Source organism: Deltaproteobacteria bacterium, assembly GCA_016874755.1.
GTDB lineage: Bacteria > Desulfobacterota > Binatia > UBA9968 > UBA9968 > DP-20.
The window spans coordinates 32,605-50,214 of record VGTH01000014.1; the positions used below are offsets into that span (position 1 = coordinate 32,605).

The 17,610-nt window shown below is 56.3% G+C and carries 15 protein-coding genes and 2 riboswitches; of the genes, 7 read left to right on the plus strand and 8 right to left on the minus strand.

Features of this window, described 5'->3' with window-relative positions:
• Window positions 1-32: 32 nt before the first annotated feature.
• From FJ145_10605 to gyrB, 8 genes are all read right to left on the minus strand, one after another.
• Window positions 33-836, minus strand: a complete 804-nt coding sequence (locus tag FJ145_10605; protein ID MBM4261869.1) for a KH domain-containing protein — start codon at window positions 834-836, stop codon at window positions 33-35.
• A gap of 19 nt (window positions 837-855) precedes the next feature.
• Window positions 856-2,475 carry a membrane protein insertase YidC gene (gene yidC / locus FJ145_10610; protein ID MBM4261870.1) on the minus strand — a complete coding sequence of 540 codons (1,620 nt, stop codon included), beginning with the start codon at window positions 2,473-2,475 and terminating at the stop codon, window positions 856-858.
• A gap of 61 nt (window positions 2,476-2,536) precedes the next feature.
• A complete protein-coding gene (yidD, locus tag FJ145_10615; GenBank protein MBM4261871.1) occupies window positions 2,537-2,767 on the minus strand; it encodes a membrane protein insertion efficiency factor YidD in 231 nt (76 codons plus the stop codon).
• Window positions 2,761-3,126, minus strand: coding sequence for a ribonuclease P protein component (gene rnpA, locus FJ145_10620; protein MBM4261872.1), 366 nt, complete (start codon window positions 3,124-3,126; stop codon window positions 2,761-2,763). The genes yidD and rnpA overlap by 7 nt, the downstream gene beginning before the upstream one ends.
• A 9-nt stretch (window positions 3,127-3,135) precedes the next feature.
• A complete protein-coding gene (gene rpmH, locus FJ145_10625) occupies window positions 3,136-3,297 on the minus strand; it encodes a 50S ribosomal protein L34 (GenBank protein MBM4261873.1) in 162 nt (53 codons plus the stop codon).
• 66 nt (window positions 3,298-3,363) lie between these two features.
• The gene (locus FJ145_10630; protein MBM4261874.1) at window positions 3,364-4,371 is read right to left on the minus strand and encodes an NAD(P)-dependent glycerol-3-phosphate dehydrogenase; all 1,008 of its coding nucleotides are present in this window, start codon (window positions 4,369-4,371) and stop codon (window positions 3,364-3,366) included.
• Between the two features lie 51 nt (window positions 4,372-4,422).
• Complete coding sequence (gene gyrA, locus FJ145_10635; protein MBM4261875.1) at window positions 4,423-6,906, minus strand: DNA gyrase subunit A; 2,484 nt, start codon at window positions 6,904-6,906, stop codon at window positions 4,423-4,425.
• A gap of 225 nt (window positions 6,907-7,131) precedes the next feature.
• A complete protein-coding gene (gyrB, locus tag FJ145_10640) occupies window positions 7,132-9,573 on the minus strand; it encodes a DNA topoisomerase (ATP-hydrolyzing) subunit B (GenBank protein ID MBM4261876.1) in 2,442 nt (813 codons plus the stop codon).
• A gap of 238 nt (window positions 9,574-9,811) precedes the next feature.
• Here gyrB and FJ145_10645 point away from each other — a divergent pair, with 238 nt between their 5' ends.
• From FJ145_10645 to FJ145_10675, 7 genes are all read left to right on the plus strand, one after another.
• Window positions 9,812-10,522, plus strand: coding sequence for a hypothetical protein (locus tag FJ145_10645; GenBank protein MBM4261877.1), 711 nt, complete (start codon window positions 9,812-9,814; stop codon window positions 10,520-10,522).
• 22 nt (window positions 10,523-10,544) lie between these two features.
• Window positions 10,545-11,420: an AEC family transporter gene (locus FJ145_10650; protein MBM4261878.1), complete on the plus strand. Its 876-nt coding sequence runs from the start codon at window positions 10,545-10,547 to the stop codon at window positions 11,418-11,420.
• Between the two features lie 47 nt (window positions 11,421-11,467).
• Window positions 11,468-11,700: riboswitch (cobalamin riboswitch) on the plus strand.
• Between the two features lie 72 nt (window positions 11,701-11,772).
• Entirely contained in the window at window positions 11,773-12,537 is a 765-nt protein-coding gene (locus tag FJ145_10655; GenBank protein ID MBM4261879.1) for an energy transducer TonB, read from the plus strand.
• A 22-nt stretch (window positions 12,538-12,559) separates the two neighbouring features.
• Window positions 12,560-12,865, plus strand: a riboswitch (cobalamin riboswitch).
• 25 nt (window positions 12,866-12,890) lie between these two features.
• Complete coding sequence (locus FJ145_10660; GenBank protein ID MBM4261880.1) at window positions 12,891-14,894, plus strand: TonB-dependent receptor; 2,004 nt, start codon at window positions 12,891-12,893, stop codon at window positions 14,892-14,894.
• Window positions 14,895-14,897: 3 nt separating this feature from the next.
• The gene (locus tag FJ145_10665) at window positions 14,898-15,797 is read left to right on the plus strand and encodes a hypothetical protein (protein ID MBM4261881.1); all 900 of its coding nucleotides are present in this window, start codon (window positions 14,898-14,900) and stop codon (window positions 15,795-15,797) included.
• A gap of 17 nt (window positions 15,798-15,814) precedes the next feature.
• Window positions 15,815-16,771, plus strand: coding sequence for an iron ABC transporter permease (locus FJ145_10670; protein ID MBM4261882.1), 957 nt, complete (start codon window positions 15,815-15,817; stop codon window positions 16,769-16,771).
• A gap of 5 nt (window positions 16,772-16,776) precedes the next feature.
• The gene (locus tag FJ145_10675) at window positions 16,777-17,571 is read left to right on the plus strand and encodes an ABC transporter ATP-binding protein (GenBank protein ID MBM4261883.1); all 795 of its coding nucleotides are present in this window, start codon (window positions 16,777-16,779) and stop codon (window positions 17,569-17,571) included.
• The last annotated feature ends 39 nt before the right edge of the window (window positions 17,572-17,610 follow it).

The following is a 17,610-nucleotide window of genomic DNA, read 5'->3' on the forward strand; positions in this document are numbered from 1 at the left end:
CCGGAACCCGAAACAACCAGCGCTGAGCACGGTCATTTCGCCGCTTTGTGACCCTGCTTGTCTGCGATAGTCGGCGCCGGCGCGGGTTCGTCTTTCGTTCGGCGGTCGCCCTCGGGAATGATCAACAAGCGGCGATAGGAACCCTGCCCCAAGCTCTTGGTCGTCAACCAGGGATCGTCCTGCAGCGCCGCGTGAATCACGCGCCGGTCGGCGGCGCTGAGCGCATCGACGCTGACGGTTTTGCGCTGCCGTTTGGCTTTTTCGCCGAGCCGCAGCGCCATATCTTCCAAAGTCGCGCGGCGCCGCTGGCGATAATTCTCGATGTCGATGACCAGGTGCGGAATTTCGGGGCTCGGTTTCTCGCTGGCGATGCGGCTCACGAGATATTGCAGCGCTTCCAGGGTTTGCCCTTTGCGGCCGATCAACAGGCCGCTGCTCTCTGTGCGGATTTCCAAAATGGTCTCGCCCTGTTTTTCGTTGCGCAAAGTTTCCACCGACGCCTGCAAGCCCATGAGGCTCAAAATATCGACCAGCACGGTTTTGGCTCTTGCCGTGATTGCATCGAGGTCCACTACCGGCGCCAAGTCCACCGGTGTGGCTGCCGTTTCCGATCGCAAAGGCGGCGGTGCTTTGACCTCGGCGGCTGGGCTTTCCACTGCGGCTGGCTTGCGCAACGCCGCGCGCACCCGCGCCTTTTGTGCGCCAAAACCAAGAATGCCTTTTTTTCCTTCGGATAAAACCTCGACGGTGATCTTGTCGCGCGCTACGCCCAACTGTTTCAGCGCGTTCTCGATGGCTTGATCGATTGTGTCGCCCTCGGTTTCCACAAAATCCATGACGGTTAGCCTCTCCTGCCTAGCGATCGCTGCGGTTGATCCAATACTGTTGGGCAATCGAGAGTAAATTATTGATCAGCCAGTAAACGGTCAAGCCCGCGGGAAACGATACAAACATGAAAGTAAACATGACCGGCATCAATAGCATCAGCTTGCGCTGGTTGGGATCGCCGATGCTCGGTGTCATCCACTGTTGGAGAAACATACTCGCGCCCATCAGCAGGGTCAAAACCGGGATGCCAAGTTGCCAACCGCCGAGCATGAAGGGCAACGATTCCCAATCGGGACGAGATAGATCCTTGACCCACATGAACGGCGCGTGGCGCAGCTCGATGGGCGTGCTGAGCGCATTGTAAAGCCCGATGAACACGGGGAATTGCAGCACCATGGGCAGACAGCCGCCCAGCGGATTGACGCCGTTGCGCTTGTAGAGCTCCATGATCTCTTTGTTGAGCTTCTCTTTGTCGTTGGCGAATTTTTCCTTGAGCTTTTCCATCTGCGGCCCGAGCTTTTGCATCTGCTTCATGGATGTGAAGCTCTTGTGCGTCAGCGGCCACATCAGCAGTTTAATGACCACTGTGAGCAGAATAATGTCGATGCCATAGCTGCCGGTAAACCGGTGAAAAAAGTGCAGGGCGTAGAGAAACGGGATCGACACGAAGCCGAAATAGCCGAAGTCGATGGAGCGCTCCAGCTGATTGCCCACGGCCTTTAGCACGTCGAGTTCTTTAGGGCCGACATAAAGCGTGTAGCGATCGCTGCTCTTGTTGCTCGACACGCCGACGGTGAGCGCCGCATCGGCGGGATGGATTGAAACTTTGTGTCCCGCGCCATTCTGCGGCACCAGGGCAAAGAAAAAATAGGTATGACCGAAGCCCGCCCACGAGACGTCGCCGCTAAATTCTTGGCCATTGACCGCCTCGGCGGCGGTCTGTCGCTTGATCTTATTGTCGACCAGCGCAATCACGCCTTCGAAGGGCGCGTCGGGATTGGGCACGGGGTGATCCTTCTTATCGGTCAGCACGATCTCAGGCGCCGGCGCGTTTCCTTCTGCCACGTTGACCGCCACGTCCATTTGGATCGGGTAGGTCGCGCCGGAGAAGGTAAAAGACTTCGTGATCGCTGCGCCTTTGGGAGTCTCTGCTTGAAACGTCAATGTGCCCTTAGCCGCGCCCGTGAGTTTCAGATCGCCGCCTTGGACATTGTAAACCAGATTGGTGTCCTCGAAGGGCACGCCGGTCTGCCAGCGCACGCCAAGCGGCAGCGGCACGCCGGGAGCTACCGTGACCATCTCAAATGGCCCGCTTTTTTCATTCGCCTCGCGGCGATATTTTTTGAACTTGAAGCTCTTGAGCCGCGCCCCGACATTGGTGAAGACCGCCACATACTCGTCGGTCTCGACCGTTATCTCTTTGGCCGCAACGTTGGTCGCTGGCGCGGCTGACGTGGCCGCGCTGGCCGCCGGCGCCACCGGAGCGCCGGGCGTTGCGGAGGTTGGCGCCTGTGGCGCCGCTTCCTGTTTCTGTTCGGGTGCGGTAACCGGTGCGGTTTGTGGCCCGTAGTAGCGGGTAATCCACTCTTGATAGGCCACTAGCACGAGGATGCACAGGGCGATTCCGATGATTCCACGTTTATCCATTTATCAGTCTTTTCTAAATTCTCGCCTCTTGAACGCCGATTCTTGTTGTCGGTCGATGCCTCTATGTTCTGCTTACCGGGTCATAGCCGCCGGCGCTCCAAGGATGGCATCGGCCAAGCCGCCGTGCGCCGAGCCAAGCGCCGCGCGCCAAACCGTGTCTTTCAATCGCTTCTGCGGCATAGACCGAGCAGCTTGGATAGAAGCGGCAGGCTCGCGGTAGAAACGGCGACAGGACGCGATGGTAAAACTTGAGAATGAGGATGGCGGCTGCGCAGGCGCTGCGAATCACGATTTACGATCACTCCAACAATGGGCCAAGCCCCTTTTTAGCTCAGCTCCGACCTCGACGAAGGCCAAACCCTTGGCGCTCGATCGTGCGATCACCAGAATGTCTGTCCCCGCAAGAATCTCATGCTGGTGGCGCCGAAAATTTTCCCGGACCAGCCTTTTGATCCGGTTTCTTGCAACAGCATTACCAACTTTGCTGCTCACCGTAACGCCCAACCGCCTCTGATCCCCTGCAATTTTCTTGCTGATCACGACGAAATGGGCACTGTGAACTTTTTTGCCGATGCGTGACAGGCTCAAAAATTCACGGCGTTTTCTCAGGCGGGCGGTCTTGGGAAACTGTTCGTGGGCTGGCGGCGCCATGGCCGAGTCTTAGGTGCGTGCGCGCTTCGGTGGTACGCTCACCGTCAGTTTTTTTCGGCCTTTGGCACGGCGTCGTTTCAATACTTTGCGGCCACCCGGGGTTTCCATGCGCGCGAGAAAGCCGTGGGTTCTTTTCCTTCTAATGTTGCTGGGCTGATAAGTCCGTTTCATAAAAACTCCCTGATCTGTTTCAACAGCGAAAGACCATTTGAATCATACCGACTTGGTGAAGTCAATTTAAGCTATTTCCGGCTTTAACGAGCGCTGCATCAAGTCGCGCACCGCCGCCGCCGGCGTCTTCCCTTGATAGAGCACCGCGTGCATCTGCTCGACAATCGGCATATCGACGCCTAACCGGCGCGCCAGCTGGTGCACCAGTTGGGTATTGCGCACCCCTTCGGCAACCATGCGCGTGCCGCCGATGATGTCTTGCAGACTGTTCCCTTGAGCGATTTGCAAACCGAAGCGGCGATTACGGCTTAGATCGCCGGCACAAGTAAGAATCAAGTCGCCTAGCCCCGGCAATCCCGCCAAAGTCATCGGCTCAGCGCCCATGCGCACCGCCAGTCTTGTCATTTCTGCCAAACCACGGGTGATCAAAGCGGCGCGCGCGTTCTGTCCGAGCCCCAAGCCGTCGCTGACGCCAGCGGCTATGGCGATGACGTTTTTGATCACGCCGCCCATCTGCACTCCAACGATATCAGCGGAGGTGTACACCCGCAGGCTCTCGGTATTGAGCATTTCCTGTGCGCGCGCCGCTACCGCTTCCGCACTGGCAGCCACTGTCACCGCGGCGGGAAGTTTCTTGGCGACCTCCAACGCGAATGTTGGGCCAGACAAAAATGCCAGGCTACTTTTCCGCTCTGGACCAAAAATCTCGCCCAGCATCTCGCCCATGGTCTTGAGCGTTTGCTCCTCCAGCCCTTTGGTGCCGCAAAGCACGATGGCTTGCTGGCCGATGCTTGCGGCCGCTTCTGACATGACGCTGCGCGCCGCGTGGGATGGCACGGCGCAAATCACCAACTCTTTGTCGGCGACCACCTGCGCCAGCGAGCGAGAAATTTCAATGTTGGATGCTAACGGAATCCCCGGAAGGTAGGTCAAGCTCTCGCGCTGCTCGGTGAGCTCACGGAAGTTCTCCGTGCCGTGGCACCAAAGCGCTACGGAGTCACGCTTGTCGGCAAGCACGGTCGCCAGCGCGATGCCCCACCCGCCGGCGCCCACCACTGCGATTCCCTTTGCCATGATGTCTAGTTGCCTGCAACAAGTAGTGTAAGTCCGCCTTACGAGAACAGGCTAATTTTGTTCGGAGCCGTTTTCAGTCTCCGGCTCAGCTTCGCTTTCGTCCTCTTTTTCGGCGACGCGCGCCAACGACACCACCCGCTCGCCTTCTTCGAGCTCTATCAAACGCACTCCTTGGGTGTTGCGGCCGATCACCCGGATGTCTCTAATACGCAGACGAATAATCTTTCCCGTGTTGGTGACCAGCATGAGTTGATCTTCTTCGGTCACCTGCAATGCACCGATCACCCGCCCGGTTTTGTCCGTGGTCTTCATGGTGATGATGCCCTTGCCGCCGCGCGACTGCAGACGATACTCGTCCATCTGCGTGCGTTTGCCGAAGCCGCCGTCCGCCACGGTCAACACGTCGCAACCAGGCGCCAAAATTTCCATGCTCACGACCTGATCGCCCTCGTCCATGCGCATGCCAACCACGCCAAAGGTGCCGCGGCCGGTGGGACGGACCTGTTCTTCTTTGAAACGGATCGATTGTCCTTCGGCAGTCGAGAGAATCAGTTCTTGTTGGCCATCGGTCAGGCCGACGCCGATCACTTCGTCGCCCTCTTCGAGGCCGATGGCGCGAATACCACTGCCGCGCGGGTTGGCGTACGCCATCAGCTCGGTTTTTTTGATCAGGCCCTTTTTCGTCGCGAAAACGATAAACCGGCCTTCTTGAAACTCGCGCACCGGCAGGAACGCCGAAATCCGCTCGCCCGCTTCCAGATGCAGTAAATTAACAATCGGCTTGCCGCGCGCCGCCCGGCTCGCCTGCGGCAGCTCGTGCACTTTGATCCAATAAACCTTGCCAATGGTGGTGAAGAAGAGAATCGACGAGTGAGTCGAGGCGATGAACAGCGACTCGACAAAATCTTCTTCCTTGGTCGTCGCGCCGATCTTGCCTTTGCCGCCGCGCCGCTGCGCCCGATAGAGCGTCACGGCGTTGCGCTTGATGTAGCCCTCATGAGAGATCGTCACCGCCATATCTTCTTCGACGATCATGTCCTCGATCGAGATATCGTCGGAGTGATCGACAATCTGGGTGCGGCGCTCGTCGCCGTATTTTTCTTTGATCTCTTTGAGCTCATCGACGATGATTTTGTAGATCTCTTTTTCGTCGGCCAAAATCGACTGCAACTCACCGATCAGCTCTTGAGTTTCGCGCAGATCCTCCATGATCTTGTCGCGCTCCAAGCCGGTCAAACGCTGCAAACGCAGATCGAGAATCGCCTGCGCCTGAATTTCGCTCAGGCCGAATTGGCTCATTAAACCGTCTTTGGCTGCTTTACCGTCCGCCGAGTTGCGGATCAGCGTGATCACGGCGTCGAGATTATCGAGCGCAATCCGGTAGCCTTCCAAGATGTGCAAGCGCTCTTCGGCTTTGCGCAAGTCGTAGGCGGTGCGCCGGGTGACGACTTCTTTGCGATGATCGAGGAAGCATTTCAGCGCCTCTTTGAGATTGAGCAGCTTGGGCCTGCCGTCGACGATCGCCAGAATATTAATGCCGAAAGAATCTTGCAGTTGGGTATGCTTATGCAGTTGGTTGATGACAATTTCCGCCACCGCGTCGCGCTTGAGCTCGATAACGATGCGCATACCCTCGCGGTCCGACTCGTCGCGCAAGTCGCCGATGCCTTCGATCTTTTTGTCGTTGACCAGCTCAGCGATCTCTTCGATCAGCCGCTTTTTGTTTACCTGATAGGGGATTTCGCTGATGATAATCTGCTCTTTGCCGGTGCGCTTGACCGTCTCGGTAAAGGCTTTGCCGCGCATCTGCACGATGCCCTTGCCCTCATGATAGGCTTGGACAATCGGATCGCGGCCGTGGATGAAGCCTCCGGTGGGAAAGTCCGGGCCGGGGATATGCTGCATCAGCTCGCGAATCGTGATCTCCGGGTTGTCGATCATCGCGATCAAGCCATCGATCACTTCGCCCAGGTTGTGCGGCGGGATGTTGGTTGCCATGCCAACCGCGATGCCGGCGGACCCGTTCACCAGCAAATTCGGGATACGCGACGGCAAGACCGCCGGTTCTTTGAGCGAATCGTCGTAGTTGCCGACAAAATCGACGGTCTCTTTCTCGATATCGGCAAGCATCTCCTCGGCCAACTGGGTCATGCGGATTTCGGTGTAGCGCATGGCCGCCGGATTGTCGCCGTCGATGGAACCGAAGTTGCCCTGGCCGTCCACCAGCGGGTAGCGCATGTTAAAATCCTGCGCCATGCGCACGATGGTGTCGTAAATCGCGGTGTCACCATGGGGATGATACTTACCCATGATGTCGCCGACCAAGCGGGCCGATTTCTTGTAAGGTTTGTCGGAAGTGTTGCCGGCGTCGTACATGGCGTAGAGCACGCGCCGATGCACCGGCTTTAAACCGTCACGCACATCGGGGAGAGCGCGGCTGATGATAACGCTCATGGCATAGGCCATGAATGACTCGCGCATCTCCTCTTCGATGTAAACCGGAACTTTTTGTGGCGGCCGGGTAGTGACTTCCATAACGCTCGCTTATTTTAGCTGATGGTTCTTTCTACCTGTGAAGGTCTGCCGCCCTGTCATTCTGAGCCAAAAGGGAAGAATCTGCCGCTGCGACTGCGGGAAAAAGTAGATGCCTCGCTATGCTCAGCATGACCCCAATGGGGATTTTAGTTCTGCGTAGGCTGCGCCGTGCGCACCATCTGAACGCCGTGCGCACGGCGCACCCTGCCAATTTTCCTGAATCCGTTAGATATCCAGATTCTTCACCGTCAAGGCGTGCTCTTCGATGAACTTGCGGCGCGGTTCGACCTCGTCGCCCATCAGTGTCGAGAAGATTTCGTCGGCTTCGACCGCGTCTTCGATGCGCACCTGCAAGAGCACGCGCGATTCGGGATTCATCGTCGTCTCCCAGAGCTGTTCGGGATTCATCTCGCCCAAACCCTTGTAGCGCTGGATGTATTGGCCCTTTTTGCCGCCGTCCATGACGTAGGAGTAGATTTCGCTCAGCGACTTCGCTTGGGTTTTGTCATCGCCATTTTCAATCGCATAGGGCGGCATGCCGATGGCGGAAAGCTCGGCGAAGATTTTCTTAATCTCGCGAAACTCCGGGCTGATGAGAAATTCACGATCGATCACCGTGTGATAGCCGGTGCCGTTGGCGCGCGCACCGACGACGAGTCTATGGCAGTTGTGCTCGGCGTCGTCTTCGAGTTGGCAGGTAAGTGGCGCCAGCTCCGGCGCCACCAACGCCACATAGGAAGCCAACCGCGTTTGCAAACTTTGCAGAGCGTTTTTATCTTTTAACGTCGCTTCGCCGAAACCCTCTTCGAGCAACAGGGCCTCGACCACCACGCGATTTTTTCGTTTGCGGCTGAGTGTGCCCATCAGCTTTTCCCAGCGCGCGATCTTCTTGATATAGCCCTGCAGCGGCTGACCGGTGAGACCGCTGCCATTGCCGTTGCCATTTTGCGCGGCATGCAGCCGCACGCTATCGGTGCCGAGCTCGATCAGATGATCTTCCAGCATCGCCTCATCTTTGAGATAGCGCTCCTGTTTGCCTTTTTTGATTTTGTAGAGTGGTGGCTGGGCAATAAACAGGTGGCCATTTTCCACCAACTTGGGCATCTGCCGATAGAAAAATGTCAGGAGCAGCGTGCGGATATGCGAGCCGTCGACGTCCGCGTCGGTCATGATGATGATCGAATGATAGCGCAGCTTGCTTTCGTCATAGTCGTCCTTGACGCCGGTGCCAAGCGCCGTGATCATCAGGCGGATTTCCTGCGATGACAGCATTTTGTCGAAGCGCGCTTTTTCAACGTTTAAGATCTTGCCTTTCAACGGCAGAATCGCTTGATTGCGCCGGTCGCGGCCCTGCTTTGCCGAGCCGCCGGCGGAATCACCCTCGACCAGATAGAGTTCGCTTAGAGCTGGGTCGCGCTCTTGGCAGTCGGCAAGCTTGCCGGGCAGCGAACCGGAATCGAGGGCGCCTTTGCGCCGCGCCAATTCTTTGGCCTTGCGCGTCGCCTCGCGCACGCGCGCGGCTTCGACGCCCTTCGCCACGATTTTCTTGCCATCCGCCGGATGCTCGTTGAGAAAGTTGCTCAATTTTTCATTGACCAGCGCTTCGACGATACCTTTGACTTCGCTATTGCCGAGCTTGGTCTTGGTTTGCCCCTCGAACTGCGGTTCCGGGACTTTGACGCTGATGACCGCGGTCAACCCCTCGCGGACGTCGTCGCCTTGCAGGTTTTCGTCGTCTTTTTTCAGCATGCTGCTGCTCACCGCGTAATTGTTAATCGAGCGGGTGAGCGCCGAGCGAAAGCCGATCAGGTGGGTGCCGCCTTCGATGGTGTTGATGTTGTTGGCGAAGGAATAAACGCTTTCAGCGTAGCTTTCGTTCCACTGCATGGCGATCTCGACACCAACGCCATCTTTCTCGCCCTCGAAATGAACAACTTTAGGATGGATCGCGGTCTTGGCGCGGTTTAAATGCTCGACAAACGAGAGCAGACCGCCTTCGTAGAAGAACTCGTGCTTTTTTTGCGCCCGTTCGTCTTCGATGTTAATTTTCACGCCGCGATTGAGAAACGCCAGCTCGCGCATGCGCTGCGACAACATGTCGTAGTTGAATTCGGTGGTTTCGAAGATCTGATTGTCCGGCTTGAAAGTGACCTTGGTGCCGCGCTCTTTGGTAACGCCGACTTCTTTGAGCGGTGCCTGGGGGTCGCCGCGCCGGTAAGCTTGTTGGTAAACTTTGCCGTCGCGCTTGATCTCGACTTCTAAAGTTTCCGACAACGCATTGACGACCGAAATACCAACGCCGTGCAAACCGCCGGAGACTTTGTAAGAAGATTTGTCAAACTTGCCGCCAGCATGCAGTTTGGTGAGCACAACTTCCGCTGCTGAAACATTTTCCGTTGGATGGATATCCACCGGGATGCCGCGCCCGTTGTCAACAACGGTGACGCTGCTGTCGATGTGAATGGTGACTTCGATTTGACTGCAATGGCCGGCTAGCGCTTCATCGATGGAGTTATCAACAACTTCGTAGACCAAATGATGCAGACCACGCTCGCTAGTGTCGCCGATGTACATGCCTGGGCGTTTTCTGACCGCCTCGAGCCCTTCGAGAACTTTGATATTGTCGGCGTTATAATCGGCCGCTGACTGGGGTTTTGCTTCAGCCATTTCTACCTATTCACAATCCGAAAAATTTGCTGAAAAGTTCTAGGGTTAGACGAGTTTCTGCGCACTAGAAAATATACCGGAAACGGGGTGCGAAGTAAAGTCCCGCCAGAGGCTCGGAATAGCGAATTTTAAAAGAAAAACTTGCTTCACCAGGCCCTCGGCTAGCACCCTTCCCAAGGGCCCAGGCGAAAGCGCCCCGATTGACACCGCTTACGGCGTGGGCGAAAAGGGTTAGGCCATGAAAAACGCCAGGATTGCGACAAAATTCTTGACCATCGCCGGGCGTTTTGGCGCCGCACCGGGAGCTCCGGAACAAATCGGCAGGGCCGCCATCTATTTTCCCTTCGTTGGATTCGCCATCGGTTTGGGGCTGATAGTTCTCAATCGGCTGCTTGGCCGTGCGCTGGAATCGGAGATCGAGGCCGCGGTTTTGGTTTTCGCTCTCATCATCGTGACCGCGGCGATTCACCTGGAGGGCTTGCAAAAAACCACCGACCTACTGGTCGCCCGGCGACATAAGATCGACCATCTCTCCGCCGGCACAGTTTACGGCATGATCGCGGTGGTCTTGGTGATTATTTTCAAAATCCGCGCAATCGAGGTCATGGGCGAAACTCGTTCCATCCACCTGCTGCTCGCCCCGGCGCTCGCGCGTTGGGCTTTGGTTGTTTTTCTCTATGGTCCTAACTTGGAGAGCGAAGACTTGGCATGGCGCGTTGCCAAACAAGTCACCGCTTGGCATCTGTTTGTCGCAACCGCAGTGACTTTAGCGATCACGATTTACCTGACTGGCCGCGCCGGTTTATGGGTCGGGCTAACTATTTCTATCGTGGCGCTGCTGTTTCGCGCTTATTGTCAGCGCCAGGTGTCCGAGATCAGCCATCATCGATTTGGCGCTCTCATCGAGGTCAGCGAAACCCTCAGTCTCGTACTTTTCGCGTCGCTATAATTTTCTCTTTACTTTCAAAGACATGGACCTCTTCAAACCTCTTGCGCCAGTAGTTCCGGTCTTCATGCTAGTCGCCGCCGGTTTTATCTTTGCGCGCTTTAAGAAAATCAATCTGGCTCCGGTTACTGAAATCATCGTGTATCTCGGGACGCCTTCGTTAGTGTTCAGTTCTCTGGCAAGCCGACCGATTTTTCTCGCCGACATTGCCGCGTTGTTTTTCGGTGTGCTGATTATTTTTGCTGGCGTCGGTCTTTTGATCAAAGGCTACTTTCTGAGCTTTCGGTTCTCTTCGCGTGGTTTCGCCCTGCCTTCGTTGTTCATGAACGCAGGCAACATGGGCATTCCACTTGCCCTCTTTGCTTTTGGCCAAGCGGGCATGCAGCGCGCGACGTTGATGTTCGTGATCATCACTTTTCTGCAATACACCCTGGGCATTTATATTCTGAACGGCCGCGGCAATTGGCAAGAAACTTTTCGCTTGCCGCTCATCTATGCGACCATCGCCGGACTTACTGTCAATCTTACCCATCTCAAAATTCCCGAATTGCTTCTACAGCCGTTCTCGCTCCTTGGACAGGCGAGCATCCCCATCATGTTGATCAGCCTGGGCTATCGCCTCTACGACGTCGAATCGATCAAATGGGGCCACGCCCTTGGCGGCGCGCTGGTGCGCATTTTTGGCGGCTCAGCCGCGGCGTTTGCTGCGGTGACTCTAATCGGCGCGCAAGGCGTCAACCGCCAAGTGCTCTTGCTTTACGGTTGTCTGCCGGCAGCGGTGATCAATTTCATTCTCACCGAGAAATACCGCCAAGACCCCGATCTCGCCGCGTCTATCGTCGTGCTCAGCACTTTTATTTCAGTGTTCACGATTCCAATCATGTTTTGGTTGATTCTCTAGGTAAAGGCGACCAACAGTCGCCGCTACCGTCATTTTCAAAAACTCCTTGACAGTTAAACGATCCGGGTATAATTCTCCCCATCAGTTTACGGTTCCAGGTGACAAGGGAAGCCGGTGCAAATCCGGCGCGGTCCCGCCACTGTGATTGGGTAAGAGTTCCGCGAACAAAGTCACTGTCCTGAGCATCGTCGCAGGATGGGAAGGCTGCGGAAAGCGAATTTCTTGAATGAGAACTTCGCGCCCATAAGTCAGGAGACCTACCTGGAGCGATCTCGACCGGCCTCTCCGGAGAAGAGAGAAAGGTGTTGCACTTTCCCTTTTTAGTTTTGTTGAGGCCAGCGACTTCGTCATCATGAGAATGGCCTCTTTCTTAATTGCTTCGCTTGCGTTGCACGCAGCTCTGCTGCCTATTGGCAATCTGCGCCCGCCAGCGCTGGTGACGTCCGCAGTGCCCATAACAGTGATTAGCGCCGGCGATGCTGACACGGCGATGGAAGCATCGCCGGCTAGCACAGCCGCGAGGTCGCCAAGTAGAGCGCCAGAGATGGTACGAAATAGCGTCGCAGGGGCGGCCGGCGAACCGCAACCAACGTCCGTGACACACGAGACCATCGGCGTAACTGCGCCCCTGGTCAGCGCAGAGAGTGGCATCGTTATAGACGCCGCGGAATCAGTCAAACCAGTCGTTGCTCCGCACACAGGCACCACTCTCAACAGTGAAGGCGGTTTCACACATGGCTTCGCTGACGGTATTGGCACAGCGGCGAGCCGTCGGACCGGGCAAGGCCACGCTAGCAACAGTGATGGCGCGGGCGGGCGAGCAGAAACTGCAACCTACGTGGGAGCCTCTTACCGGACAACTACCAAACCCGACTATCCCGAGCGCGCCCGTCGCGAAGGCAAAGAAGGACGCGTGTTGCTGCAAGTGTTGGTCGATGCAGAAGGGCGCTCGAAAGTGGTCGAAGTCGACACAAGTTCCGGCAGCGAAGTTCTCGACCAGGCCGCGCGCGACGCGATTAGACGTTGGCGTTTCTCACCCGCGCGCCAAGGTGAGAGGGCGGTCGAAAGTTGGGTCAAAATCCCCATCGAATTTCGCCTGAACGAAGCACGAAACTGAATTGGGAGGAAAACCAAACCAGCTAAAACAACTGCGGACGGATGTAAGGGAAAGAGGTGATCGCGAAAGGATGAAGGCGGAAAACGGAAGAATGAATTCTTTCGTCTTTCATAATTCATACTTCGATAGGCCTCTGCTGCCCCGCAACTGTAGGAGCTACGAAACCCGCAATTGAGTCACTGCTCCAACTTGCTTAGATTTTGGCACGGCGGTGTTTGGGTTCCATCCAAAATCGCCAATCCAAAATCTAAAATTGTCTGGGCGGGAAGACGCGGCGAGTAGGTTTGATGCTCGAGCCAGGAGACCTATCCGATCTGCCTCAACACAACCCCTTCGTGGGCGAGGAGGTTTTCATGAAAGCTCGGGCTTTAGTTTTTCTATTTTTGCTTTTCCATCCAGCAGTCGCGTATCCGCAAGACACGCTGCCGCCGGTCGTCGTCACCTCGAGCCGCCTGCGGGATGTTGAAGAACCGGTTACACGCGTTCCTGGCAAAGTCATCTCGATCACTGCCGAGGAGATTCAGAAGCTTGGCGCGAAAACCGTCCAAGAAGTTCTCCAATACCAGACCGGCGTTGTCCTTTACGACTCGATCGGCAACGACTTCCAACAAACCATCGACTTTCGCGGCTTCAACGGGCAACCGGTCACGGTGACCAGCGTTTTTGTCGACGGTGTGCGGGTCAATGAATCGGATTTCAATCAGGTCAACTTCGATCTGATCCCAATCAACGACGTTGAGAAGATCGAAATCTTGCCTGGAACCGCGACCCTGTTTGGCCGCAACGCGCTCGGTGGTGTAATCAATATTACGACCAAGCGAGGTCGCACTGACAAAGTTCATTTCGGTTTTGACATCGGCGGCGGCAACTACGGCCGGCAGAAATATTCTTTTAGCGCCGGCGGTCCACTGCCGCTGCCCAATTTCGACTACTATCTCGGCGTTACTCGCGAGCTGGGCGCCGGTTTTCGCGAGGATAGCGGCGGTCGGTTGACAAGAATTTTCACCAAATTGGGCTACAAGCTTGGGGACGGCACGGACGCGACTCTAGCTTACACGCGCGTGCTTGACCATTTGAAACAAGCCGGCGCCGCGCCGGCGAGGCGGTTGCGCGTGGACTATGATGACAACTTCACGCCGGGCGATTTCTCGACGAGCAGCCTGCACCAAATCGCGTTGAATCTCCGGCAAAAACTGCCGGCCAATCTCTCACTGGCGCTCAACAGTTTTTTTCGCAAGAACGACACCGAGCTTTTTACCGTAGGCCAATTCGGCCGGTTTCGAGCCCTCGTCGATTATCTCCAAGCCGGCGGCACCGCGCAGCTAACCCACGACGGTAATCTTTTTGGCAAGCGCAACAAACTCGACTTGGGCATCGAATACAGCCGCAATTTATCATCCAATCTCACGGCGTTGGATTTCAACGCCAATAAGGCCACGCGAGAAAACATCCTCGGCGCTTATCTGCAAGACTCCTATCAATTGTTCGAAAGCCTCAATCTGGTCGCCGGCCTGCGCTATGACTGGGATCAGATCAACTTCGTCGATCACCTGTCGCCGGCCTTCAGTTTCAGAAAAATTTACAACCGGCTCAATCCAAAAGCCGGCCTAACTTACAACCCGCTCAAGAATCTCGGTTTCTATTTCAATTATGCCGAAGGTTTTCGCGCGCCGGTAGCCGAGGAGTTTGCCGCCTTCGGCCCGCCGCCGACCTTCACTCCGACGGTCGTTCAATTGAAGCCGGTGAAATCGCGCAATTTCGAGGTGGGCGTGCGCGGCAATGTAGATTCCTGGCTTGAAGGGAGTCTGGCGCTTTTCTACATTCCGGTGCGCGACGAGATATTGTTTCAAGTGACCGACGCGACCACGTTTACCGGCCAGAACGCCAACGTCGACCGCACCCTGCGCCGCGGTGTCGAGCTGTCGCTCAAAGCGCGCTATCAAAAACTCTTGGAATACTTCGTCAACTACACCGTCACCAAAGCTACGTTCGAAACCGACGTATTGTTATTCTCGGGGCAGGTTGAGAAAGGCGACGAACTGCCGCTGGTGCCGCGCCATCGCGTTAGCACCGGCGTGACCGTGAATCCGCTAGATAACTTGTCACTGTCCTTGTTCGGCAATTTCGTCGGCCGGCAGTTTTTGAACAACGATGAACCCAATAATGGCAAAAAGCTGGCGAGTTATTTCGTCCTCGGCAGCCGCGCCAGCTACCAATGGCAGAACTGGACTGGGTCGATCACCATCAACAACTTAACGAATCGCAAATACTCGACCTATGGTATTTTGGGTGCGGAGCCGTTCCGCGTGCCGGCGCCGGGAACCGCGCTGTTCACCAACATTTCGTTCCGCTACTGAGCCATGATCGCGCTAGTACGGGTTCTGCTGATTGTCGGAGCGCTGGCGGGAACCGCGGACAGCCGCACGATCACCGACGATCTCGGCTTTCGTGTTACGGTCCGCGACAAAATCCGCCGCGTCGTGTCGTTGGTGCCGACTAATTCCGAGATGGTCTGCCTGCTCGATTGCGACCGGCTGGTTGGCGGCACGCGTTACGACTTTTATCCCGCCGAATTGCCGAAGCGTATGGCGGCAAAACAAATCGCGGAGATCGGCGGCGGCTTCGACGCCAATCTGGAAAAGATCGTCCAGCTCCAACCCGATCTGATTCTCACCAACGGGCCGAGCCAACAACGTTTCGCCGTGCCGTTAAAGAATCTCGGCTACTCAGTTGTCAGCCTGTGGCCGCGTGATAAAGACGGGCTAGTCAAGGACTTTTTGCTGCTCGGCGATCTTCTCGGACAGCGGCACAAAGCGCAAAGTTTCATCGACGAAATGAGCCGACGTTTCACTGCCATCGTTGCGGCAAGAAAAGACAAGCCCATAAAGCGCGTGTACCTGCAAATGTGGACCGAGCCCTTGATCACCGTCGGCAAAGCGTCTTTCACGGACTGGCTGGTCGACGCCGCCGGCGGGGTCAACATATTCGGCGACATGCCGTTCGACTCGGGTCAGGTCGGTTTAGAGTCGCTCATCCAGCGCAATCCCGAAGTGCTGATCTTCTTGGCGGAACAGCGCCCGTTTGTGAAAACGCTTGCAGGCCGGCCGGGCTGGTCGGCGATCCGGGGTGTGCGCGATGAGCGCTTTTGTTTCATCGACGAGCCCGACATTCGCCGCAGCATCATGTTCGTCGACGGTTTGGCCAAGCTGCACAGTTGTTTGTTTCGCAGCGACGCCGGAGTGAAAGGTTCAAGCCATTGAAGCGCAGACCTTCACCGATGCTCATCGTATGGTTAGCGGTTCTGGCCGCCATCGCCATAGGCTTGAGCATCGGCCCAGTGTCGATTTCGATGGGAAACCTTTCAGCCACCGACAAAGAGATCTTGTTTAACCTGCGCCTGCCGCGAGTACTGTCGGCGTTTCTGGTCGGCGGCGGTTTGGCCTTGGCCGGCGCGATCTTTCAAGGACTGTTTCGCAACCCCCTCGCCGACAGCTATTTGCTCGGAGTTTCGTCCGGAGCATCCCTCGGCGCCGCCGCCGCGATCGTTTTCCGGCTGGCTTCACCCGTCGCAAATTTCGCGGCGATCAGCTTCTTCGCTTTTATCGGCTCGCTCGCGGCATTAGCGCTAGTCTTCTATTTCGGCCAAAGAAATGGTGCTTTTTCGATTTTCCGTTTGCTACTTTCCGGCTTGGGCGTCGGCCTGTTTCTCTCTTCACTGGTTGCGATCTTTATGCTCATGGCCGGCGAAGAACTCAAAGCGTTGATCTTTTTCTTCCTCGGCGGCTTCTCCAGCTCGAGCTGGGACACCACCTGGGTTTCGCTCGCGTGCATACCGCTGGCGGTCGTGATCGCCTGCTACTTCGCGCCCGAACTGAACGTGCTCCTGCTGGGCGAGGAAACCGCCCAAAGCAGTGGCGTGCGCACCGGACGTGTCCAGCTAATCTACGCCGTGCTTGCCGCGCTCCTGACTTCTATATCAGTATCAATCGCGGGTTTAATCGGTTTCGTCGGCTTAATCGTGCCGCACATGATCCGCTTACTCTTCGGCGTCGATCACCGAGTTTTATTCCCGCTGACGTTTTTCGCCGGCGGCATATTTCTTGTGCTGTGCGACTCCGCCGCCAGAACAGTCATCGCCCCAGCCGAGCTGCCCGTCGGCATCGTGACCTCGCTGGTCGGCGTGCCGATTTTCCTCTTTCTGGTCCGCAAAGAGACCGGCGACTACGGATTCTGACGAGTATGGAATCAACAAGCGCCATCGCCGTGCGCAATCTATCTTTCAGCTACCAGAACAAGCCGCTGCTGAAAGACCTCACCTTCTCAATCGCTCCTGGCGAGCTAGTCGGTTTGATCGGCCCCAATGGCTCGGGCAAAACAACTTTGCTGAAAATCCTTTTGAACTTGTTAACCCCAAGCGACGGCACAGTAAAAATTCACCATCGCTCTCTTTCATCTTACGCTCCGAAAGAAAGGGCAAAAACTATCGCCTACGTAGCGCAGCAGCCAGTCTTGAGCTTTCCCTTGACAGTAGAAGAACTCGTGTCCTTGGGCAGATATCCGCACGCAAATCGCCAGACGTTGTCGAGATCAGACCACCAAGCAATCGCCAACGCGCTGCAGCAAGTCAGTGCAGAGCACCTCAGAAGAAAAAGCTTCAACATCTTGAGCGGCGGTGAAAAACAAAAGGTCCTGATCGCGCGAGCGTTAGCACAGTCGGCATCGATTCTGCTGCTCGACGAGCCGACGCTGCATCTGGATCTAAATTACCAATTGCAAATTCTGGCAGGTCTGAAAAAACTGTGCACCGAGAATCGAATAACTGTCCTGACGGTGCTGCACGACGTAAACCTAGCGTCACAGTTCGCCGACAAAGCTCTGCTGCTCAAAGATGGAGTCCTGCACAGCTTTGGCCCGGCTGCTGAAGTCATCAATGAAGCGAGCATCAAAGCACTCCTCGACGTGGACACAATAGCCGTCGGCGACAACGAGCAGGGAAGCCGCTACTTCGTGCCGCGCCAGCCGTTTGCTCGGTGAAGTCACAATGCCAGCGAAAACGCTGACGGTGCAGGACAC